This is a genomic window from Asinibacterium sp. OR53, from assembly GCF_000515315.1.
Taxonomy (GTDB): domain Bacteria; phylum Bacteroidota; class Bacteroidia; order Chitinophagales; family Chitinophagaceae; genus Sediminibacterium.
Map to the genome: position 1 here is coordinate 369,468 of NZ_KI911562.1, position 22,869 is coordinate 392,336.

Here is a 22,869-nt window from a genome sequence, read left to right on the forward strand (position 1 = left end):
CATTACGTTAACATGGAAGTGAAGCCCAAGCAAATTCTGATTGCAGACGACGAACAGGACATATTGGAGATCATCAGCTACAATCTTATCAAGGAAGGATATGAAGTATATACGGCCAAGGACGGAAACGAAGCGATTGAAAGGGCTCGCCAGTTACATCCCGATCTCATTATCCTGGATATCATGATGCCCAAGAAGACCGGCGTAGAAGTATGCGCCATTCTCCGGAGCCAGCCACTTTTCCAGGACACCCTCATCATTTTCCTCACAGCATTGAGTGATGAAACCTCCCATATCAAGGGCCTTGAAACAGGCGCTGATGACTACGTGAGCAAACCCATCAGTCCGAAAGTATTGGTAAGCCGTGTAAACGCCCTGTTCAGACGCCTCAACAACAAAGACTCGGGCAAGGCCATCAGCCTGGGCAATGTGATCATCGACCCGGTTAAGTTCCTGGTTACCGTAGACGATAAAGAAGTGGTGCTGGCCAAAAAAGAATTTGAATTGCTGCACCTCCTGGCTTCCCGCCCCGGCCGCGTTTTTCTCCGCAATGAAATACTTTCCCAGATATGGGGTAACGATGTGATCGTGGGCGACCGTACCATCGATGTGCACGTAAGGAAAGTGCGCCAGAAACTCGGCATCGACTGTATCACTACCGTTAAGGGTGTGGGATATAAGTTTGATGTGTAGGGGAGTTGTTAGTTGATAGTTGTCAGATGTTAGCTAACTTAGATTTCGATGTTCAAGACCAAGAACCTTTCCCCACAGCAACTCTCCGCCTTTACGGCGCTGATCCTTTCTATTCCCATTGCATTGGGCATCTGGGTCATACGGCCCGACTGGGAGATCGCACTTTCTTCACTGGTGATTACTTTCTTTGGCAGCTACCTGTTGATCCGTTTTGTGCTGGAATCATTTATCTATCGCAAGATCAAACTCATTTATAAGTTCATCTACCAAACCAAGGCCACCAAGAGAGAAGAAACTTATTATAAATATATCCTGCCGCAGAAAGGTATCGATGAAGTGAGGGAAGATGTGGAAAAATGGGCCGAACAACGCAGCGCCGAGATCGAGCAGTTGAAAACCAACGAAGCTTTCCGCAAGGAATTCCTGCAAAACCTTTCACACGAATTCAAAACGCCCATTTTTGCGATACAGGGCTATGTAGATACCCTGCTGGGTGGCGCCATGGAGAACCCCGGGGTCAGCAAACGTTTCCTGGAGAATGCCGCCCGCAATGTAGAACGTATGGTGAACCTGGTGCAGGACCTTGACGAGATTGCCCGTCTCGAAAGCGGTGAACAGCCTTTGTACAAAGAAACCTTCATTATCCAGGACCTGATCAGGGAGGTGTACGAGACCCTTTCCATCAAGACTGCTGCGCGCAATATCAGGTGTTCGATTAAAAAAGGATGCGAATCGCCCATTTCTGTTTTTGCCGATAAGGAAAAAATCAGGCAGGTGATCAATAACCTGCTGGAAAATGCCACCAAATACGGGAAACAGGATGGCAGTATCGTGGCCAGCGTATACAAAACCGACGGGCGGCATGTGCTGATTGAGTTTAGTGATGATGGTATTGGTATAGCGGAAGAGCATCTTTCCCGCATTTTTGAACGTTTTTACAGAACCGACCGCGGCAGGAGCCGCGACGGGGGTGGTACCGGGTTGGGATTGGCCATTTGCAAGCACATCATTGAAGCCCATGGGCAAACCATGCATGTGCGCAGCAAGCTGGATGTAGGAACCACGATCGGATTTACGCTGGACGCCAAACGGGAATAACGGCACAGATTTAGTATCTTGATGCTATATTATCTTATTATTAAGTTTACATCTCCACCTGAGCATCAATGGCATAACGCTATTTTTGCGCTAAATTTCAATTTGTATGGGTATTAATACCTTCGGCCGTTTCTTCATGCCTAAAAACAAAGTGTTCTATGAGTTGTTCGAAGATGTGGCGGAAAAAGGCTACGAGATGGGCATCAAGCTCAAGGAAATGGTAAGTGAGCCTGAAAAAAACAAAAGAGCTGCCATCCTCTCCCAGATTGAAGACCTCGAACACAAGAACGACGATAATACCCACCGCATTTTCACTGAACTGGGCAGGAATTTCATCACACCCTTCGACCGTGAAGACATCCACTACCTGGCTACTGCACTCGACGATATCGCCGACTACATATTCGCTTCCGCTAAAAAGATCAATTTTTACAGTGTAAACCCCAATGATACCGGCATCCAGAAGATGGCCGAACTGATCCTGCAGGGAACCATCGAGATCAGGAAAGCCGTATTGGGTCTGCGCGATATGAAACATCTCCGTGAAATGACCGAAGCGCTGGTAAAAGTGAACAGCATCGAGAACCAGGCCGACGATGTATTTGACATGAGCATTGAAATGTTGTTCCAGCAGGAGAACGATTTCAAGGAAGTGATCAAGAAACGTGAGATCTACCAGGTAATGGAAATTGCCACCGACAAATGTGAGGATGCAGCCAATGTGATCGAATCCATTATCATTAAATATGCATAATAGTGCGCAGCCCGTTTTCGCTATCGGCGAAACATACTGCGCATGAAAAAGAAACTTATGGCAACCTTACTGATCGTTATCATTGTACTGGCTTTTATTTTCGATTATATTAATGGATTCCACGACGCAGCTAATTCTATAGCCACCATTGTTTCTACCAAAGTATTGACTCCTTTCCAGGCCGTACTTTGGGCTGCCCTTTTCAACTTCGGCGCTTTTTTCATCTCCAAATACCTGATCGGCGGGTTTGGTATCGCTGATACGATTGCCAAAAGTGTTACTATACAGAAAGGTGATCACCTGGCGCTTTATGTAACATTGGCCGCTTTGCTTTCATCCATCGCATGGAACCTGATCACCTGGTGGTTTGGTATTCCGTCCAGCTCTTCCCATGCCCTGATCGGCGGACTGATCGGCGCAGCCGTAGCCCACTATCAAAGCTTTGGTGTGATTGTAATGAGTAAGGTAATTCCTATTGTAGCTTTTATTGTGCTTGCACCGTTCATAGGCATGGTCATTGCCTTTATTATTACCATCATCATTGTACACCTATGTAAACGGGCCAATCCATACCGGGCAGAAAAATGGTTCAAAAGATTACAGTTGTTGTCTTCCGCAGCCTTCAGCCTGGGTCATGGTGGTAATGATTCGCAGAAAGTGATGGGATTGATCGGTGCTGCCATGGTTGCATCGAATTTTATTCCCGACCTGAAATCCATACCAGACTGGGTGCCGCTTTCCTGCTTCCTGGCAATGGGATTGGGTACTATGAGTGGCGGCTGGAAAATTGTGAAAACCATGGGTACACGTATCACCAAAGTAACACCACTCGAAGGCGTTGCAGCGGAAACTGCAGGTGCCATTACCTTATTCCTTACCGAACATTTCAAGATACCTGTTAGTACCACGCATACCATCACCGGATCCATCATTGGTGTGGGCGCTACCAAACGACTCAGTGCAGTTCGCTGGGGTGTTACCGTTAACCTGCTTTGGGCATGGGTATTGACCATTCCGGTTTCGGCGGTAATGGCTGCTGCCTTCTTCTATATCATGAAATTATTTCTCTAGGATTCCCTGCCTTGCATTTACTTTGCGCCACTAACTTTGTAGTATGGCTAAAATACTGGTAACCGGCGGATGCGGGTATATAGGTTCTCACACCATCGTTGATCTGATCGAAAACGGGTTCGATGTTATTTCCATCGATGACAATTCAAGGTCTACTTCTTATGCTGTCAAAGGTATTGAACAGATCACCGGTAAAAAGATCAAGAACTACCTGGTGGATCTGAAAAATTTCGACGATACACTCGCCGTTTTCCAGGAAAACCCCGACATCACCGGCGTGATCCATTTTGCCGCTTACAAAGCAGTGGGTGAGTCAGTAGAACAACCGCTGATGTATTATGAGAACAATATGTTCTCACTCATCAACCTGCTCAAATGTGTAAAAGAGTTCAGGGTTCCGCATTTTGTATTTTCTTCTTCCTGCACGGTATATGGAAGTCCGGATAAAATGCCGGTTACAGAAGACTCTCCCATCAAAAAAGCCGAATCGCCCTACGGCGCCACCAAGCAAATGGGTGAAGAGATCCTGCGCGATTTCGCAAGGAACGGTCATACCAAAGCCATCCTGCTGCGTTATTTCAATCCTACCGGCGCACATCCCACTACCATACTGGGTGAATTACCCATTGGCAAACCGCAGAACCTGGTTCCCGCCATCACCCAGACCGCGATTGGCAAATTACCCAAGATGATGGTATTCGGCGCCGATTATCCTACACGCGATGGCAGCTGTATCCGCGATTTCATCCACGTGTGTGATATTGCACATGCACATACACTGGCTGTTGAATACCTTGCTGCCGGAAAAAACAAAACCTCCTGCGATATATTCAACCTGGGTACCGGCAACGGTGTTACCGTGCTGGAAGCCATTCATACTTTCGAAGAAGTCAGCGGTGTTAAACTGAATTATGAAATAGGTCCACGCCGTCCCGGCGATATCATGGCCATTTATGCCAACAACAACCATGCAGTAACCGAGCTGGGCTGGCAAATCAAATATGACATCAAAGACATGATGAAGACTGCCTGGGAATGGGAACTGAAGATCAAAGAGGCGGAGAATAAAGTCAAGAATAATTGACGTTATTTTTCTAACATTTTTTCAGCATTCTCCGCTACCTGTAACGCTTCGATGAATTCATCGATCTCTCCGCCGCCTACTACCGCATCGAGGTTATAAGAAGTAAGACCAATGCGATGGTCTGTTACACGGCCCTGCGGCCAGTTATAGGTTCTGATCTTGGCACTTCTGTCTCCCGTACTCACCAGCGTTTTACGGCGACGGGCAATTTCTTCTTCCTGCTTACGCACCTGATCTTCATACAATTTGGTACGCAACATGGCCATCGCTTTTTCGCGGTTACCCAACTGTGAACGTTCTGTTTGACAAACCACCACTACACCGGTTGGTATATGTGTTAAGAATACTTTGGTCTCTACTTTGTTCACGTTTTGTCCGCCTGCACCACCACTTCGCGCTGTTTCCATTTTCACATCACTCTCTTTCAATTCAAAATCCACTTCTTCCGCTTCGGGCATCACTGCTACCGTTGCAGCCGACGTATGTACGCGCCCCTGTGTTTCGGTATCGGGCACCCGCTGTACACGGTGTACACCGCTTTCAAATTTGAGGGTTCCATATACATCTTCACCGGTTACTTCTACCACCACTTCTTTATAACCACCTACTGTTCCTTCGCTTTCACTTACAACAGCAGTTTTCCATCCTTTGCGTGAACAGTAACGCAGGTACATACCCAACAGGTCTCCTGCAAACAAACTGGCTTCGTCGCCCCCTGTTCCTGCACGAATCTCCAGGATGGCATTCTTATCGTCCTGCGGATCTTTGGGAATGAGTAAACGGGTTAACTCTTTTTCCAGTGTGGCCTTTTTTTCTTCAAGGGCAGGTAACTCCATCTTGGCCAGTTCCCGCATATCTTCATCGTTTCCGGAAAGACTTTCTTTCGCAAAATCATAATCACTTACCACCCTTCTGTAATCGTCATAAGGCTTCACTATCTTCTCTAAAGTGCGGTACTCTTTACTGTATGCTCCAAACTCTTTCTGGTTATTGATGATCTCCGGGTTCGTCAGCGCAATACCTACCTGCTCAAAACGCGCCTTGATGGCTTCCAGCTTATCCAACATATCCTTGATTTTAAGAGTGCAAAATTACGAGAATAGTTGGTAGTATGGCGTTTGCTCATAAAGCTGTAATTTCATCGCGTATGAAGAAGTTTCTGTCAGAGCAAGAATTATCCTTGAGTTCCCTGATTAAGCTCTCGGATTGTTTACCCTACCCCTTCATCATTGCTGAGAAGTCTGACAACAGAAACAAACATATATATTTTAACAATGTATTTGTGACTGAAATCGGGTATAGCTGTGAAGAGGTTCCGGATGAAGCTGCCTGGTTTGAAAAAGCATACCCCGATCCTGCTTACCGCGAAGAAGTAATAACCAAATGGGTTCAATTGGAAAAAGAAGCCGTATTGAAGGGGGAGAGCTTTGTGATGTCCAGAGCAAGGGTTACCTGCAAATCGAACGCAGAGCGGTGGTACCTGATCAAGTCTTCCATAATTGACAACATCCGCATCGTGGCTTTTGTAGACCTTAACAATGAACTCAGTTTGCAGGAATCATTGATTCAGACGGGCCACAACAAGGACCGGCTGTTATCCATTCTCAGTCATGACCTGAGAGGGCCTATCACCAACCTCTTCACCATCTCTGCATTGGCCACTACCGGCGATCTCACCAGTGATGAGTTCACCTGCATGACCCAACTCATTCAAAAGCAATCTTTCCAGGTACTGGAGTTGCTCGACACAACACTCAACTGGGCCAGGTCTAATTACAGTGGTTTCAGGATGGAAAAAACGACCATTGATCTGGAGCAGTTGGTCAACAGGATATTTGCTATATACCGCAACATCTGTGAAAGCAAGCAACTCAAAACTTCCGTCAAATTCGGAGCGTTCCGGAACATTGAAGCAGATGCCGAAATAATGACGGTGGTACTACGTAACCTTATTTCCAATGCCATCAAATTCACGCCTCCCAAAGGATCAGTGGAGATCGTCACTGCGAAAAATGAAATCATTATCCGCGACAGTGGCATAGGGATGAGCAAGAATACGATCAGTGACATCTTCAATAAAACATCTGCATCCAGGAAAGGAACCAACGACGAGTTGGGGTTGGGCATGGGGCTCAACCTCGTGCTGGACCTGGTAAAACTGGTACCTTGCGATCTGGAGATAGAAAGCAAGCCTTCCGAAGGAACTGTGATGAAACTGAAATTTAATGGATAATCATTACCTTTAATCTGATACCAATCCGTCTTACTGAATGACAATTGCACTGATCGATGATCATGAATTAATAGCGAAAGCCATTACTTACATGTTGCAGAAAGACCCCGGTATTACCGAGGTAAAAACATTTACCGCCGTTCCTCTTTTTCTGGAATCACTCGATGGCTCCTGGAAGCCCGATATCATCATCACCGATCTCGTATTGCCTGTTATGGGAGGTATGGAATTGATAGAAAAGATCAGGAAGATGCCCGAGTTCAACAGTACCAGGATCATTGTACTTTCTTCCATCACAGATGCACATACCATCAGGCATACATTCAAGATTGGCGCCAATGGATATTTATCGAAAGATTCCTCCCTCGAAGAATTGACCGATGCGATACAGGCAGTGACAGAAGGCAAGCAATACATCGCAAAAAAATGGGGGGCCAGCCTCACGGACCTCGTCCTCTCCGACAAGCCCATCCGTATCCACCTCACGCCTCGCGAAAAAGATGTGCTGGAGCTGGTCTGTTCCGGGTTCACGTCAAAAGAAATTGCGGCGCAACTCGGACTCAGTGTTTATACCGTACAGGGATACCATAAAAACATCATGAAAAGATTCAGGGTAAACAGAACAGCAGACCTCATTGTATTTGCCATACAGAAGGGTTTATATGTTTCACCTTAGAGAATTCTCTTCCAATAACTTTTAACCATTCCTATGCGAATACCAGTACTTCTCCTTCTTTGCTGCCCAATCTTGGTTCACGCACAACAAGCTGATATCCTCATTAAAAATGGCAGGGTCATCGATGGTACAGGTAATTCCTGGGTTTATGGAGACATTGCCATCCGAAATGGCAAGATCGTTCAGACTGGTCGCCTCTCCCATTGGCAAGCGAACAGGATCATTGATGCATCCGGACTGGTAGTAGCGCCCGGATTCATTGATGTGCATACGCACCTCGAGGGTGAGGAGAAAAAAGTACCCGAAGCGACCAACTTCATTTATGATGGTGTTACCACTGCTGTTACCGGTAATTGCGGATCATCGAATACCAACCTGGGGCGCTATTTTGCAATGCTCGACAGCCTGAAACTTTCCATCAATGTTGCATCGCTCATTGGCCATAACGATGTGCGCAAAGCTGTGCTGGGCAACGCCAACAGGGACCCCAATGAAGCTGAAATGCATCAGATGGAAGAGATCGTGGAACAGGCCATGAAAGATGGGGCGGTTGGGTTTTCAACAGGATTGATTTATATACCCGGCACTTATTCCAAAACCGAAGAAGTGGTACGGCTCGCCAAAGTAGCGGCGAAATACAATGGCGTCTATGCCAGTCATATACGTGATGAAGGCGATAGTGTGGTGCAGGCCATTGAAGAAGCGCTGCACATAGGGCGTGAAGCAAAGATGCCCGTAGAAATATCGCATTTCAAACTGAGCGGCCAGCAGAACTGGGGCAGAAGCCGCGAAACCATTCCACTGATCATCCGCGCGCGGAAGGAAGGATTGGACGTTACCATTGACCAGTATCCTTATACGGCCAGCAGCACTTCGCTGAGCACTTTGTTACCCGACTGGGTGTTGGCAGATGGTCATGATTCGATTCGTGCCCGCCTTGCAAGACCTGCAGTAAGAAAAGAAGTGATCGATTACATGCTCGCGCGCCTGAAAAAAAGAAAGCTGAGCCATTTCAGTTACCCGGTAGTAGCCACCTTCAAACCCGATACCAGCTACAATGGCAAAAGCATTGAAGCCGTGAACCTGATGAAAGGCAAAAAACACAAAGCTTCAGAAGAAGCCGAAACTGTTGTGGAAATGATGGAACAAGGCGATGCATCGATGGTATTTCATGGCATGAGTGAAGGAGATGTGAAAGCCATCATGCAATACCCTTACGACATGTTCGCCTCCGATGCCAGCATCCGCGTTTTCAACCAGGGCAATCCGCATCCGCGCGGATACGGCACCAATGCCAGGGTGCTGAGCAAATATGTGCGGGAAGAAAAAGTACTCTCACTGGAAGAAGCCATTCGCAGAATGACTTCCCTACCTGCTCAAAAATTCCAGTTGAAAGACCGCGGTTTATTGAGGGAAGGATTTGCCGCCGATATCGTAATATTCGATGAAAAAGAAGTGCAGGATCATGCTACGTATGACAAGCCGCATCAGTATGCTACCGGGTTCAGATACGTGATCGTAAACGGACAGTTAACTGTTGATGATGGCAAGCATAACGGCACAAGAGCTGGCATCGTCTTAAAAAAACAATAGTATGAAGTATTTCTCTCCCTGGTTGTTCGCATTGTTGCTACCGGCAGGTATGCAGGCGCAGGCTTACCAGAAATTGCATGCCAAAGCCACTGTGGTGGATACGCACAACGATGTGCTTACCCAATCGCTCGAAAAAAATGTGGTCTTCGATGAAGACATGAAAGCCTTCGCCCATTCAGACCTGCGCCGCATGAAACAGGGGGGGATTGATGTGCAGGTATTCTCGGTATGGTGTGATGGCTCTTATGGAAAAGGAAGGGCTTTTGCAAGGGCCAACAGGGAAATCGATACACTATACGAATGGGTGAAACGGAATCCTGCCGACATGATGATCGTTAAAACACCTCATGACCTACAGCAAGCTGTGAAAACAAAAAAGCTGGCTTGTATGATGGGTGTGGAAGGAGGCCACATGATAGAGAACAACCTGCAATACCTCGATAGTTTGTATAAAAGAGGCGTGCGGTATATGACACTTACCTGGAACAACTCTACACCCTGGGCCACTTCGGCTATGGATGAAAGTTCCGGCAAAGTTACCAACGCCAAAAAAGGACTGAACGATTTTGGTATACAGGTGGTGAAACGCATGAATCAACTGGGTATGATGGTAGACCTTTCGCATGTAGGTGAACAGACTTTCTGGGATGCCATTCACACTACCACCAAACCTGTTATTGTATCGCATAGTTGCGCCTACACGCTGTGCCCGGTGTTCCGCAACCTGAAAGACGACCAGATAGATGCTGTTGGAAAAAATGGCGGTGTGATACACCTGAATTTCTTTTCCGGTTTTCTCGACAGCAGTTTCCAGCGCAAGCTCGACGGCTTCAATGCACGGCATAAAGAAGAAAGGGATACGATACTTAAAATGAATCCCGAGCCTTTTTTTGCCGACAGTTACCTGGCAGAGAAATACGCCGACGAAGTAAAAGAACTGCGGCCACCCCTTTCACTCCTGATCGACCACATCGATTATATTGTAAAAAGGATTGGGATAGACCATGTAGGATTGGGATCTGATTTTGATGGCATTACTTCCGCGCCTATCGGGCTCGACGATGTAAGCTGTTATCCATTGATTACCAAAGCACTGAAAGAACGCGGCTATAGTAACGGCGCTGTTAGAAAAATACTGGGCGAGAATTTCCTAAGGGTATTCGCAGCCAACAGCAGGTAAGATACGCTGGTGTTTACCGGGCAATATTCCGGAGATGGTATTCCTGTATCAACGCAGGGTGTTCCGGCGTAAGTGTAAAACTCACAAGGATATTCGTGCTTGTACCATATAACGTAAATGAGCCGCGCAACTGGTTTTCCGGCATCACTTCGCCAACCCTGATAATGGTTCCGGCTTTTTCAAATACTTCTTTCGCTTCCTTCTTTAACGCATCAATCAGGTAATCGGCAAAAAAATTCTCCGCAAAAATACCGCTGGATGCGGCACCATCCCAACTGGGCAATAATTTCAACAACACTGCTTGTCTTTCTTTCAGAATATCAGATGGGGGCAAGGATGCAGGTTTCAATTTTGCAGCCCTGATCAGCGTATCCAACACTTGCAGGTTGATGGCGCTGGTGCTGGCATAAGTCACGTTGGCAAACAATATCACGCCTAAACCATATTCGGGTAGTATCTTCCAGTTACTGCCAAAGCCTGGCAATCCGCCGCTGTGTTCAATGATGGTTCTCCCTTCGCAGTCCCTCGACCATCTTAAACCATATCCATAAGCGCTAACAACAGGACATTTTTTTCCATCGGGATAAGTGAATTGTGCATTGAGGCCGCTGAAACGCCAGGGCTGGTGCATTTCGCGTATGGAACTTCTTTTCAAAGGGCCCTGTTCTGCATCATTGCGCGGTGGCCATGCCTGCTGGTGCAATGCCACATATTTACTGAACGATTCTATCGAAGTGATCATGCCGCCCATGGCACCATAGATGCCATCATGCAAAAGAGCTTCTGTTTTCCAATGACCATCAATCCAACGATAACCATGTGCCAGTTGCGCCGCCGGAACACGGCTGTATTCATACGTAGCCTGGCTCATGTTCAATGGTTTCCAGATATGTTCGGCAATGTATTCGCTGTAAGGTTTGCCTGTTACTTTTTCTATGATGTATCCCAGGCTGGCAAAGCCCAGGTTGCTGTATTCATAGGCAACACCCGGTACATTTGAAAATGAAATTCCTTTTTTGATCAATTGCAGTAATGCTTCGCGGGTGTCTGCCAATTGGCGATCGCCCCAGGGATTGTCTTCCGGAAAACCGGCACTATGAGTAAGTAGATGGCGTATAGTAATGACAGGTGCATCGCTGGTGAGTTGCTGGTCATGGATTCCGGGTATGTATTTCGATACCGGATCATCCAGTTGCAGTTTACCCTGATCGCGCAATTGCAGGATGGCCATGGCTGTAAAGCTTTTAGACATGGATGCAATGCGGAACATAGCCGTAGTAGTAGCCGGTATTTTATTTTCCAGGTCAATATAGCCGCCACTCCCCTTGTACACCAGCTTGCCATCGAGCATGATGCCAAAAGCATATCCCGGAAAATGATTCTTCTCTGCATAGGAAGCATACAGTTGCGCTACAACAGGGAACAAAGCTTCCATGCGTTGCAGCCGGTCTTTGTCTTCAAATACAGGTGCATGATACTGTTCTTTTTGTTGTGCCGCCGATAGCAGCGGACAAAAACAACAGAGCAAAACCATTCTTTTAAAAAGACTATGCATAGTTATAAATTGAAGCATTAATAAGCCTGCAGTTTCTTTATGCACGCATCCAAACGGCTTTCCGCCATGAAATTCTTTTCCAGCTCCGTGTTGAACGGAACAGGCGTGTCCAGCGAAGCGCAGCGCATTACGGGAGCATCCAGCAATTCATAACAATGCTCTCCTACCCAGGCCGCCACTTCTGCGCCAATGCCTCCGGTCAGTGTATCTTCATGCAGGATCAATACTTTGCCTGTTTGCTTTACCGCTTTGCGTATCGCTTCGTAATCGAGTGGTAATAAGGTTCTGAGGTCCAGGAGGTGCAGGGAAATATCCGGGTGCTCTTGCTGGTAATGTAATGCCCAGTGTACGCCCATTCCGTAACTGATCACGGTAATATCTTCTCCCTGCTGCACTACCCGCGCCTTGCCGATCTCCACTTCATAAGGCTGACCGGGAAAATGGCCGCTTATACTCCTGTACAACGCTTTGTGTTCGAAATATAAAACCGGATTCGGATCATTGATGGCTGCAATGAGTAGTCCTTTTGCATCGTGCGGCGAAGAAGGATACACCACTTTCAAACCGGGCACATGCGTGAACCAGGCTTCATTGCTTTGTGAATGGAAAGGACCGGCTCCCACACCGCCGCCTGTTGGCATGCGGATGACCACGTCTGCCGGTTGCCCCCAACGGTAATATATTTTTGCCAGGTTGTTGACGATCTGGTTGAAACCCATGGTAACAAAATCGGCAAACTGCATTTCTACTACCGATTTGAATGTTTCCAGGCTCAACCCTAACGCTGTTCCTATCACTGCACTTTCACAAAGCGGTGTGTTGCGCACCCGCTCCTTACCAAACTGTTCTACAAATCCTTCCGTGATCTTGAATGCGCCGCCATATTCGGCTATGTCTTGCCCCATGAGCACCAGTTGTGTGTGCTTTTCCATACTCTGCTTCAACGCTTCCGTAATTGCATCGATAAAACGTTTGGCGGGCTCATCCGTTACAGGTTCGGGTTCATCAACCCTGTTAGCCAACGACCATTGGCTGTGGATCACCGATTGTTTCGCATATACGTCCTGCAATTCTTCGGCAGTATCGGGTATTATGGGTTGTGCATCGAAAGCATGCTGCAGTTCTTCTTCCATATAATCCTTAAACCCATTGCGGATATTGGTTACTTCCGTTTGAGTGAGCACTTTTTCTGCGAGCAGGTATTGTTCAAAACTTCTCACCGGATCCTGCTGTACCCATTTTTTGAACAGTTCCTGCGGCACATATTTGGTGCCGCTGGCTTCTTCATGTCCGCGCATGCGGAAGGTCATGCACTCTACCAGGTAAGGTTTCCGGTTATTGATACAATATTCACGTACGCCTTTGATCGTATCATACACTTCCAGCACATTGTTCCCATTGATGCGAACGCCTTCCATGCCATATCCTCTGGCTTTGTCAACCAGGTTTTGGCAGCGGTATTGTTCGCTCACGGGTGTGCTCAACCCGTAGCCGTTGTTTTCAATAAGAAATATCACCGGCAGATCCCACACAGCCGCTATGTTCAGGGCTTCGTGAAAATCTCCTTCGCTCGTACCGCCATCGCCCGAATAGGCTAACGATACTTTTTGTTCTTTGCGAAGCTGGTGCGCCAGGGCTACTCCATCGGCCAATGTCAGTTGCGGTCCCAGGTGAGAGATCATGCCACATATATGATGCGCTTTGCTGCCAAAATGAAAGCTGCGTTCCCTGCCCTTGCTGTATCCGTCTTTGTTTCCCTGCCACTGCATGAACAATTTTTGCAGCGACATCTGACGGGAAGTGAACACACCCAGGTTGCGATGCAATGGCATGATCCATTCATTTTTCTGAAGGGCCAGCGTACTGCCTACGGCAATGGCTTCCTGTCCGATGCCGCTGAACCATTTGCTGATCCTGCCCTGCCGTAACAACACCAGCATTTTTTCCTCAATCATCCTGGGCAGTAAAAGATTGCGGTAGATATAGATCAGTTCATCGTTGCTCAATTCCTTTCTGAAGAAATTCATGTGTATCAGATTTCTTGCTCCAAGATAGAAAGAAATGCAATTAAAAAAGCCGCCCGAAGGCGGCTTCAACATTATCTGATAATGATTTTAGTTTCTGTTCGAAAGTTTACTCAACAATTTAAGTATTTCAATGTACAGCCAGATGATGGTAACCATCAGTCCGAATGCACCATACCATTCCATGAACTTGGGAGCGCCTCTTTCTGCACCCTGTTCGATCATATCGAAATCAAGGATCAGGTTCAACGCTGCGATAGCGACTACAAACAGGCTGATGCCAATGCTCAGCGGGCTGCTGTCGTACATGAAGCTGATGTTCACACCAAACCAGCGCAGCACCATCGTAATCAAATAAAAGATGAAGATGCCCAGGGTTGCCGAGAATATGATGGATTTGAATTTCTCCGTAGCCTTGATCACGCGGAAATTATAGAGCAGGAACATGGCAATGGCCACACCAAAAGTGAGCCCTACCGCCTGCATGATCAACCCGGGATAGCTTTTGGCGAAAGCCGCATTCAGTATCGCGGAAATACCGCCGATGAAAAGACCTTCCAATATGCCATAAGCGGGTGCCAGGTAAGGCGCCCAGTTGGGTTTGAATGAAATTGCGAATGCGCTGATCATACCACCGATCGCTCCTACGATCATCAGCGTGGTCATGGTATCTTGTTTGAACTGGTCATACAAGTGCCAGCTGTAACCGGCCCCTGCTATTACCATCAGCATCAAAAAGCCGAACTTGTTAATCGCCCCACGCACACTCATGGTACCTTGTGCTGCCGATTCCAGCTGCAAACTCCTGTCAAACATCTTTTCCGAAAGAGTAGGGTTACCCGATTTAAAAATTGCCATAGTTTTTATGTTTTGTCTGTTTCAAAAGTACAAATTCCCTGCCTGATTCATAACCGGAAAAAATGACAGGTTTTCAATTTTAACGTTCTCAAAAAGGCTGATACACAGGCGGTTTGATGCCGGGATAATGATCCACGGTTTCGAAAACATAGGCCGGATTCTGTTTGAGCAACCGGATAAAAGCAGACAGGGCCGCCGCATCTTCCGGCCGCTGGAACATCCGGTCATGCGAAAGGATCACCAGGTGGTTCTTCACATGGGTCCTGTTCCTGGCGAAAGCGCTGTCGACCTCCGCAAGCAGCTTCTCCGGACTTTGAACGGGTCTTGCATTCTTGTGGTTGAAACTCCACTCTACATCCCATCCGAACACATTGTACCCGGCACTGTCGAGCAAAGCGGTAACCGGCCGCACCAGCGGCGAAGCCTTCAGTTCCCCCTGCCTTACCCAGGCGCTGTTGCCCGGCAGCCTGGCCATTTTATATGGCACATGCAATTGCTCCTGGGCGTTGGTAAAATCTTCGCCTGTCTGGCTCACCTGTTTGTAAAACCGGTGATAGCCAATAGCCGCATGCGTGGTGCTGTGGTTGGCCAACAGGAAGGAAGGGTAACTATCACGGATCATCTTAACGATCTGCATACCATCGGATTTGGCTTTGGCATGCATGGCCACCATAAAAAAGCTGGCTTTCACGCCCAGCTTGCGGCAGGTATCTACACAGGTTACCGTACCGTGCTGGGGTCCATCATCGAAAGTGAGGTAAATGTATTTTTTGGTGCTGTCGTATGCCAATGGCTGCCAATGGGCAAGCGGGTCAACGGCCGCAGGCTTGGCGGGTGCAACAGCGGACTTCACAATGGAGGCGGTGTCCGAAGCTTCCTTCCCGGTTGAGACATTATTACAACTCGCAATACTATTGACTGTTAGTATCAGGATGAATCCCAGCATATTATTTCTGATCGGCATCAACCGTTTTTTTGCCGTCAAATATAGTCGATCTGTTTCCATTACTGTGCTTTATAGTAACTTCGCGTACTATTACTAACAGTTTTTGGCATGACAAGAAAAGAAGAGCTCCTCCAGGATGTAGTGATCAAATTTGCAGGCGATAGTGGTGATGGAATGCAACTGACGGGGCAACAGTTTACCAACAATACCGCTTTATTAGGTATAGACCTCGCAACATTTCCCGACTTCCCCGCAGAGATTCGCGCCCCGATCGGCACATTGCCCGGCGTGAGTGGATTTCAGCTGCGCTTCTCCAGCGACATGGTGTATACGCCCGGCGATTATTGCGATGTGCTGGTGGCCATGAACGCCGCTGCGTTGAAAGTGAACCTCAAGAGTATCAAACCCGGTGGCAAGATCATTGCCAATGTTGATGGGTTCGACAATAAGAACCTGCGCCTGGCCAATTATCCCGATGGCGTGAATCCGTTGGAAGATGGCAGCCTGGATGCTTATGACCTCACCACAGTGGATGTAACCAAGCTTACGCGTGAAGCGTTGAAAGACTTCACCGAGCTGGGTACTAAGGAAAGGGACCGTGCAAAGAACATGTTTGTGCTGGGTCTTATTTATTGGATGTACAACCGTACGCTGGACAGTACCATCGACTTCCTCAAAGAAAAATTCGGCAAGAAGCCCGTCATCCTGGAAAGCAATATCAAAGTATTGCAGGCAGGTTATAATTACGGTGATACTACGGAAGCTTTTACTACCCGCTACAAGGTAGAGAAAGCCAAAATGAAATCGGGCCTCTATCGCAGCATCATGGGTAACCAGGCGCTGTCAATGGGATTGGTGGCTGCCAGTGAGAAAAGCGGACTGCCCATTTTCCTGGGCACTTATCCCATCACACCGGCATCGGATATTTTACATGAACTGAGCAAGCATAAAGCGTTTGGTGTGCGCACTTTCCAGGCAGAAGACGAGATCGCCGGTATCACATCGGCCATCGGCGCCAGTTATGGCGGTTCTTTGGGTGTGACTACCACATCCGGACCTGGTATGGCACTCAAATCCGAAGCCATGGGACTGGCCGTGATGCTGGAAATCCCATTGCTCATTGTAAACATACAGCGAGGCGGACCTTCTACCGGTTTGCCCACCAAAACAGAACAGAGCGATCTCATGCAGGCTTATTATGGCCGGAATGGCGAATGTCCCATGCCCATAATAGCTGCTGCTACACCGAGTGATTGTTTCGATGTTGCTTACGAAGCGGTGCGCATTGCGGTGCAGCACATGACGCCCGTGATCCTGCTCAGCGATGGTTATATTGCCAATGGCGCCGAACCCTGGAAATTCCCGGTATCGGCAGAATTGCAACCTATTGAAGTGAAATTCAAAAAGCAATTGGATGAAGGAGAAGAAAAATTCCTTCCTTATAAACGCGATGAGAAACTGGTAAGGCCCTGGGCTGTTCCCGGAACGGCTGGGTTGGAGCACCGTATCGGCGGACTGGAAAAACAAGATGTGACAGGTAATGTGAGTTACGACCAGGACAACCACCAGCACATGGTAAAAACACGCCAGGCCAAAGTAGACAAGATTGCCGATTATATTCCTTTGCAAACACTCGACAGCGGCCCTCAAAAAGGAAAAGTATTGGTACTAGGATGGGGCTCTACTTATGGCGCCATTAAAAGCGCGGTAGCCGAATTGCAGGCAGAAGGCAAAGCCGTTAGCCATGCACACCTTCGTTACGTAAGGCCTTTCCCGAGGAACCTGGGCGAGATCATCAAGAACTTCGATAAAGTGTTGATTCCCGAGATCAACAACGGGCAATTGGTGCGCATCATCCGCGATGAATTCCTGGTAGACGCCAAAGGCTATAACAAAATCATGGGTGTTCCTATTACCAAAAGCGAACTGGTAGATGCCATTGAAGCGATGCTCTAAGCGCTTCAATCATTTTCTGGTTTCAGGTGCAGGCTTATTTTCTGTATATCAGTAGCTATTTTATAAACGAAATAGAACTGATCGGTAATGGATTTGAAATCCGACAACTTTTTGCGCAGTGAAGATTCAATGATGCCTTTCTTCAGTTCTTCCTGTCTCTGCCGCATTAGTTCATTGATGTGCTGGTCCATCAATCGCACACCGGTGGTATCGTACTGCAGGTTATCATCTCCTTTACCAGTTTCTACCAATTGCAAAGACTGTTCAAGATAACGTGTGCTGGCATTGATCAATGGTTGATAATCTTCCGTAACATATTCACCCGAAAGTGAATCGGCATAATAAGTAAGGGTGGCAATGTGGGAAACCAGCATGTGATTGGCCACTACAAACTGGTGAATATGCGGTATGTTGATCTGTTTGCTCTTCGGCTCCGATAACATGCGCGTAAATGCATCCGACAGGTTGGCCAATGCCACCCAACTGTTTTTGCGGGCTACATTGGCAACCGCTTTGTCAAAAGGCTTACCGGTAAACGGTGCAGCCGTGAGCCGGTAATACGATATACCATCTTTGAGCACTGTAGCCATGGTTTCATTGATCTGTTCATGCTCCCATACCGGTTGCAACAGGTAACCAAAAATAAAAGCGATCGCTGAGCCGATCAATGTATCGATGATACGGTCGCTGAAAATGACAGCGAAGTCTTTCGGGTCTAGCAGGTGAAACATCAGCAGCAGGTAGAAAGTCATCATCGTTACACTCACCATATACTTCCTCCGCATAAAACTGTAAGTGCCGATCATGGCGAAAGCCAGCACAATCACAATGGCGGTCTTATCCTTCACCAAATACAAAAAAGCCAATCCTATGAGTGCACCGAAAATAGTGCCTGTAAGTCTTTCTACGTTGCGTTTTTTAGTAAGACTGTACGCAGGCTTCAGTATTACAACTACTGTCAGTAATATCCAGTAACTATGTCCCACCGGCAGGAACTGCGCCACCAGGTAAGCGAAGACTGCCGAAGTAGTAATGCGCAGCGAATGCCGGAAAATATTCGACCGGAAACTCAGGTTATCCCGCAACATTTTAGGATCGATATCCTGGTGCGAAATAAAATCATCGGGGTTGGGCGTGTTGATCTTTTTCTTACGTAATTTTTTATCGTAGGAAGTATAATGATGCAGGGTCCTGATCCGTGCAGCGATATCGTCGATGCTGTCCAGTATATGGCGAAGGCTGATGAACCCCTCGATATTCGAAGGGCTGAGCATGGTGGTACGCAACTTCTGCAGGCGCTCTCTTTCTTCCAGCAACTCATCATCGATTCGTTGGTCGTATCCCGATGTGGTGCCGCTCTTGAGTGCAATGCCTATTTCATCGAGTTCATTGGAAAGCGAAACGATGAGTAAACGATACTCATCCAGTATGCCCGTTTCATCAAAATACTTATGTAGTTTTTCATAGTTCTGGTGAGAAGTCATGGCCCGCTCGAACAGGTCCGCCACATCCATGAATACCATCATCAATACCCGTCCGGTATGCGTGGATTCTTTAACGATGCTCCTGGTTTTGAAGATCAGTTCCGCCACCAGGTTTTGCTTTTCCTGCACAGCAATCTGCCGGGCCAGCAATACCTGGTAATTCTTATCATAATCCAATTCCTTATCGTAAAAAGTGGCTTTCGCCCGCAGGTAATCGGCAGCCATCATCACATATTCACCCAATGCCTGTTGCATCAATTTATACGGCCGCATGCCGTACAATACCAGGCTCAGTAAAATATACCAGCCGCTGCCGGCTACCAATATGAGACTGTTGAATAAGATATCCCAACCTTTTGCCGGATGTTCTGTTTGAACCACCATTACCAACAGCGCAGCGACACCAATAGAGCCGGCCCTTGCACCGTACACACCGATCATGGAAAAAACGAAACAGAAACCGGTGAGCACAAAAAAGAACAATACATGTATGGGCGCCGTTAAAGAAGTGATGATGGATACAAAGAAGATCACGATGGTGCAAACGATCAGTCCGTTCTTGCGATGATGGATAGGACCCGGGTTATCGGGAATGCTCGCCGATAAAGCGCCCAGGGCCATCGTCATGCCCACAGGCAGGTTGCCCAGGTAACTCCAGATCAATACAGGCAGGAGTATCGCTGCGGTGATTCTTACCCCTTCGCTCAGGTAATGGCTGCTGATGAAACTGCGGTATTCTTTCAGGTAATCCATCTCCTGTTAAAGATATTTACTTTTGTAGTAGTTTCATCTTAACTATACGACATGCGAAAGATCTTTATCCTTGGTTCAATCCTGGCATTATTGCTGATCACTGTATTGGCATATTTTCTCGGAATAGGCTGGCTCTGGCTGCTGCTCCTGGTATTACCCCTGGTGTTGATGGGCATTTATGATATGATCCAGGTCAAACATTCCATCATGCGTACTTATCCTGTAGTAGGCAGGATGCGTTTCTGGATGGAAGATCTCCGTCCGAAGCTGTACCAGTATTTTGTAGAGTCGGATATCGACGGACGTCCCATCAACCGCATTGATCGTTCTACCATTTACCAGCGTGCCAAGCAGCAAACAGACACCATGCCCTTCGGTACGCAACTGGATGTTTATGCAGAAGGATACGAATGGATGAGTCATTCCATCGCACCCAAAGATTTTCATAAACTCGATCACCAGCCGCGCATGCTCGTAGGCAATAAAGGATGTAAACAACCTTATTCCTGCAGTATCCTCAATGTGTCGGCCATGAGTTTTGGTTCGTTGAGTCCGAATGCCATTGAAGCGCTCAATGCCGGTGCGTTAATCGGCGGTTTTGCACACAATACAGGAGAGGGTGGTATCAGTCCTTATCACCTGAAACATGGCGGCGATATTATTTGGCAAATAGGTACCGGTTATTTCGGTTGTCGCGACAAAGATGGGTTGTTCTCTAATGAAGGTTTCCGCGAGAATGCCTTGTTGCCGCAAGTAAAGATGATTGAGCTGAAGATTTCACAGGGCGCCAAGCCTGGTCACGGTGGCATACTTCCCGGCAAGAAGAATACACCGGAGATCGCCGCCATCCGTCATGTAGAACCATATACCACTGTGTACTCTCCTACTTATCACAGTGCTTTCAGCACGCCACGCGAGTTGGTATTGTTCATCCAACGACTCCGCGATCTATCTGATGGCAAGCCGACAGGTTTCAAATTATGTATTGGCCGCAAAAGTGAATTCATTGGCATCTGCAAAGCCATGATCGAGCTCGATATCTATCCCGATTTTATTACGGTAGACGGCGCAGAAGGCGGTACCGGCGCAGCGCCGCAGGAGTTTTCCAATTATGTGGGCGCTCCCATGCTCGACGGGCTTGCGTTCGTGCACAACATGCTTACCGGTTTCGGTATCCGGGAGCATATCAAGATCATTGCATCGGGCAAGATATTATCGGGCTTCCACCTGGTTCGGGCTTTTGCATTGGGCGCCGATGCCTGCAACAGTGCACGCGCCATGATGATGGCGCTGGGATGTATACAGGCGCTGCAATGTAATACCAATAAATGTCCTACGGGCGTTGCTACACAGGATCCTTCCCTATCGGTTGGACTGGTAGTAGCCGATAAAAAACAACGCGTGGCCAATTATCATGCAGCCACTGTGAGCAGTTTTGTTGAACTGTTAGGCGCCGCTGGTATCGATGATTATAAAAAGCTCACGCGCTCGCATATATACCGCAGGGTGTTTATGAATGAAGTAAGAACTCTTGAAGATATCTTCCCGTCATTGCAAGCCGGGTGCATGCGGAATGGCCATATACCTGACCGGTATCAACACGATTATGCAATGGCGGAAATAGACCGGTGGTAATGTTACTCCTAATGTGTAAATGTGCATGAGCTATTAGTAAGTACAAAATAGTATCCTGTTTGCTTCTTTTTACAACATTTTCGTATATTTGTATTGCTAAAGAGTTTTGAGCCTGCATATCTCATCCCATGATGGGTGTTGCCAAGAGTGGCACGGGGGCAAAAAGATTTTTTAGCTTTTTTATTGCTCTTCCTCTTCGTACAAGTTTAGCAGGGTTGGCGTATTTGTCTTTCAGCGCATCAAAATACCGGCTTTCCCCTTTTAGTAATTTCCGCTGTACTGCCCACATCAGGTAATCGATAATACTTAACTCCGGCATTTCTGTGCTTGATACAATTTCAAGATTGTATTTTATCGATGCATCAGTTTCAAATTCCTTTGCAGCTAAAGCCTTATCCACTGCACTTTGAAACCTATGCAAGGAATTATTACCTCTTTGAGAAAGGTAAAGCATATATCGGCAGTTTGAGTTGCGCAGCCTGCCATTGAGTAAATGATGCAGTACATCAAAATAAAACGCTGTTGGGTTATTATTGCACCTATGGTTAAAAATGTTTAGATCTTTTTTAGCGATCGCAATATGCGCCTTGTACCCTTTAAGGTTACGAAGCAATTCAAAGAACTTGGCTACAAAAATGATAAGGCTTCAAAAACACGGAAGGCTACACATTAGCTGGTATCGTGAATAAGTATGGAGGTACTTTTGGTTTTGATACGAAAGAAAAAATCCAATTCTTCTTATCACAAGCATATGTCGAATCAGGAGGTTTTTCAAGCCTGTTCAGGCAAGAAAAAACAAATTATACAGCACAGAATCTTGCAACTATTTGGCCAAATAGGTTTTCGTTTACTGACCCTGCGAAAGAGAACCCCAATAATTGGGTTGGCGACCCTCAAAGAATTCTTAACTTCGTATACGGAAGACGAAATGGTAATGGGGACGCTACTACGGGAGATGGCTACAAGTATCGAGGAAGAGGTATTATCATGTTAACTGGAAGATATAATTATCAGAAATTCAAGGATTTTTACAATGCAAACTTCCAACCATCTATTGATCCTGTTTCGAACCCTGATCTGCTTTTAACAGATCCCAATGTAGCTGTAATAAGTGCAATGTGGTTCTTTAAAACAAATGTGTTGGACAGGATTGATGTAACTGCGGCAACACCCGTGGATAAGGTTTCAAGGCGAGTAAATGGTGGAACTCATGGACTTGCACAACGCAGGACACAATTTTTGGCTGCTAAAGCAAATATTAACTGTTATTAATAAT

The 22,869-nt window shown here is 47.0% G+C and carries 19 protein-coding genes; 12 read left to right on the forward strand and 7 right to left on the reverse strand.

Annotation, left to right across the window (positions count from 1 at the left end):
• Nucleotides 1-12 precede the first annotated feature (12 nt).
• The 5 genes from SEDOR53_RS0101650 (at nt 13) to galE (ending at nt 4,700) form a co-directional block, all read left to right on the forward strand.
• Nucleotides 13-693 carry a response regulator gene (locus tag SEDOR53_RS0101650; protein WP_026768142.1) on the forward strand — a complete coding sequence of 227 codons (681 nt, stop codon included), beginning with the start codon at nt 13-15 and terminating at the stop codon, nt 691-693.
• A gap of 48 nt (nt 694-741) precedes the next feature.
• The gene (locus SEDOR53_RS0101655) at nt 742-1,791 is read left to right on the forward strand and encodes a cell wall metabolism sensor histidine kinase WalK (protein WP_026768143.1); all 1,050 of its coding nucleotides are present in this window, start codon (nt 742-744) and stop codon (nt 1,789-1,791) included.
• Nucleotides 1,792-1,897: 106 nt separating this feature from the next.
• On the forward strand, nt 1,898-2,545 hold the full coding sequence (locus tag SEDOR53_RS0101660) for a DUF47 domain-containing protein (protein WP_026768144.1): 648 nt from the start codon (nt 1,898-1,900) through the stop codon (nt 2,543-2,545).
• A 42-nt stretch (nt 2,546-2,587) separates the two neighbouring features.
• On the forward strand, nt 2,588-3,616 hold the full coding sequence (locus SEDOR53_RS0101665) for an inorganic phosphate transporter (protein WP_232214702.1): 1,029 nt from the start codon (nt 2,588-2,590) through the stop codon (nt 3,614-3,616).
• 43 nt (nt 3,617-3,659) lie between these two features.
• Nucleotides 3,660-4,700 (forward strand): UDP-glucose 4-epimerase GalE, encoded by a 1,041-nt coding sequence (gene galE / locus SEDOR53_RS0101670; RefSeq protein ID WP_026768146.1) that lies wholly within the window; start codon nt 3,660-3,662, stop codon nt 4,698-4,700.
• A gap of 2 nt (nt 4,701-4,702) precedes the next feature.
• On the opposite strand, the gene prfA is transcribed toward galE, so the two are convergent.
• Nucleotides 4,703-5,767 (reverse strand): peptide chain release factor 1, encoded by a 1,065-nt coding sequence (prfA, locus tag SEDOR53_RS0101675; RefSeq protein ID WP_026768147.1) that lies wholly within the window; start codon nt 5,765-5,767, stop codon nt 4,703-4,705.
• 215 nt (nt 5,768-5,982) lie between these two features.
• Between prfA and SEDOR53_RS0101680 the strand changes: the two genes are divergently transcribed.
• From SEDOR53_RS0101680 to SEDOR53_RS0101695, 4 genes are all read left to right on the forward strand, one after another.
• Complete coding sequence (locus SEDOR53_RS0101680) at nt 5,983-6,933, forward strand: sensor histidine kinase KdpD (RefSeq protein WP_198018765.1); 951 nt, start codon at nt 5,983-5,985, stop codon at nt 6,931-6,933.
• Nucleotides 6,934-6,970: 37 nt separating this feature from the next.
• Nucleotides 6,971-7,609 carry a response regulator transcription factor gene (locus tag SEDOR53_RS0101685; RefSeq protein ID WP_026768149.1) on the forward strand — a complete coding sequence of 213 codons (639 nt, stop codon included), beginning with the start codon at nt 6,971-6,973 and terminating at the stop codon, nt 7,607-7,609.
• A gap of 72 nt (nt 7,610-7,681) precedes the next feature.
• A complete protein-coding gene (locus SEDOR53_RS0101690; protein ID WP_232214703.1) occupies nt 7,682-9,202 on the forward strand; it encodes an amidohydrolase family protein in 1,521 nt (506 codons plus the stop codon).
• 1 nt (nt 9,203) lies between these two features.
• Nucleotides 9,204-10,382, forward strand: a complete 1,179-nt coding sequence (locus tag SEDOR53_RS0101695; protein WP_026768151.1) for a dipeptidase — start codon at nt 9,204-9,206, stop codon at nt 10,380-10,382.
• Nucleotides 10,383-10,395: 13 nt separating this feature from the next.
• Here SEDOR53_RS0101695 and SEDOR53_RS0101700 read toward each other — a convergent pair whose 3' ends face one another.
• The 4 genes from SEDOR53_RS0101700 to SEDOR53_RS0101715 all read right to left on the reverse strand — a co-directional run bounded on the left by SEDOR53_RS0101700 (nt 10,396) and on the right by SEDOR53_RS0101715 (nt 15,783).
• A complete protein-coding gene (locus tag SEDOR53_RS0101700; RefSeq protein ID WP_157576660.1) occupies nt 10,396-11,937 on the reverse strand; it encodes a serine hydrolase in 1,542 nt (513 codons plus the stop codon).
• A gap of 17 nt (nt 11,938-11,954) precedes the next feature.
• Entirely contained in the window at nt 11,955-13,964 is a 2,010-nt protein-coding gene (locus SEDOR53_RS0101705) for a thiamine pyrophosphate-dependent enzyme (protein WP_026768153.1), read from the reverse strand.
• 87 nt (nt 13,965-14,051) lie between these two features.
• The gene (locus SEDOR53_RS0101710; protein ID WP_037360357.1) at nt 14,052-14,819 is read right to left on the reverse strand and encodes a Bax inhibitor-1/YccA family protein; all 768 of its coding nucleotides are present in this window, start codon (nt 14,817-14,819) and stop codon (nt 14,052-14,054) included.
• Between the two features lie 88 nt (nt 14,820-14,907).
• Nucleotides 14,908-15,783, reverse strand: coding sequence for a polysaccharide deacetylase family protein (locus SEDOR53_RS0101715; protein WP_026768155.1), 876 nt, complete (start codon nt 15,781-15,783; stop codon nt 14,908-14,910).
• Between the two features lie 90 nt (nt 15,784-15,873).
• On the opposite strand from SEDOR53_RS0101715, the gene SEDOR53_RS0101720 reads away from it, so the two are divergent.
• A complete protein-coding gene (locus SEDOR53_RS0101720; protein ID WP_026768156.1) occupies nt 15,874-17,721 on the forward strand; it encodes a 2-oxoacid:acceptor oxidoreductase subunit alpha in 1,848 nt (615 codons plus the stop codon).
• 5 nt (nt 17,722-17,726) lie between these two features.
• Here the strand turns inward: SEDOR53_RS0101720 and SEDOR53_RS16835 are convergent, their stop codons facing one another.
• Nucleotides 17,727-19,958, reverse strand: a complete 2,232-nt coding sequence (locus tag SEDOR53_RS16835) for an FUSC family membrane protein (protein WP_051416443.1) — start codon at nt 19,956-19,958, stop codon at nt 17,727-17,729.
• A 51-nt stretch (nt 19,959-20,009) separates the two neighbouring features.
• Between SEDOR53_RS16835 and SEDOR53_RS0101730 the strand changes: the two genes are divergently transcribed.
• On the forward strand, nt 20,010-21,593 hold the full coding sequence (locus SEDOR53_RS0101730) for an FMN-binding glutamate synthase family protein (protein WP_026768157.1): 1,584 nt from the start codon (nt 20,010-20,012) through the stop codon (nt 21,591-21,593).
• 121 nt (nt 21,594-21,714) lie between these two features.
• On the opposite strand, the gene SEDOR53_RS16840 is transcribed toward SEDOR53_RS0101730, so the two are convergent.
• Nucleotides 21,715-22,047: a hypothetical protein gene (locus SEDOR53_RS16840; RefSeq protein WP_037360361.1), complete on the reverse strand. Its 333-nt coding sequence runs from the start codon at nt 22,045-22,047 to the stop codon at nt 21,715-21,717.
• A 227-nt stretch (nt 22,048-22,274) separates the two neighbouring features.
• Here SEDOR53_RS16840 and SEDOR53_RS16845 point away from each other — a divergent pair, with 227 nt between their 5' ends.
• Nucleotides 22,275-22,865 (forward strand): glycoside hydrolase family 19 protein, encoded by a 591-nt coding sequence (locus tag SEDOR53_RS16845; RefSeq protein ID WP_051416444.1) that lies wholly within the window; start codon nt 22,275-22,277, stop codon nt 22,863-22,865.
• The last annotated feature ends 4 nt before the right edge of the window (nt 22,866-22,869 follow it).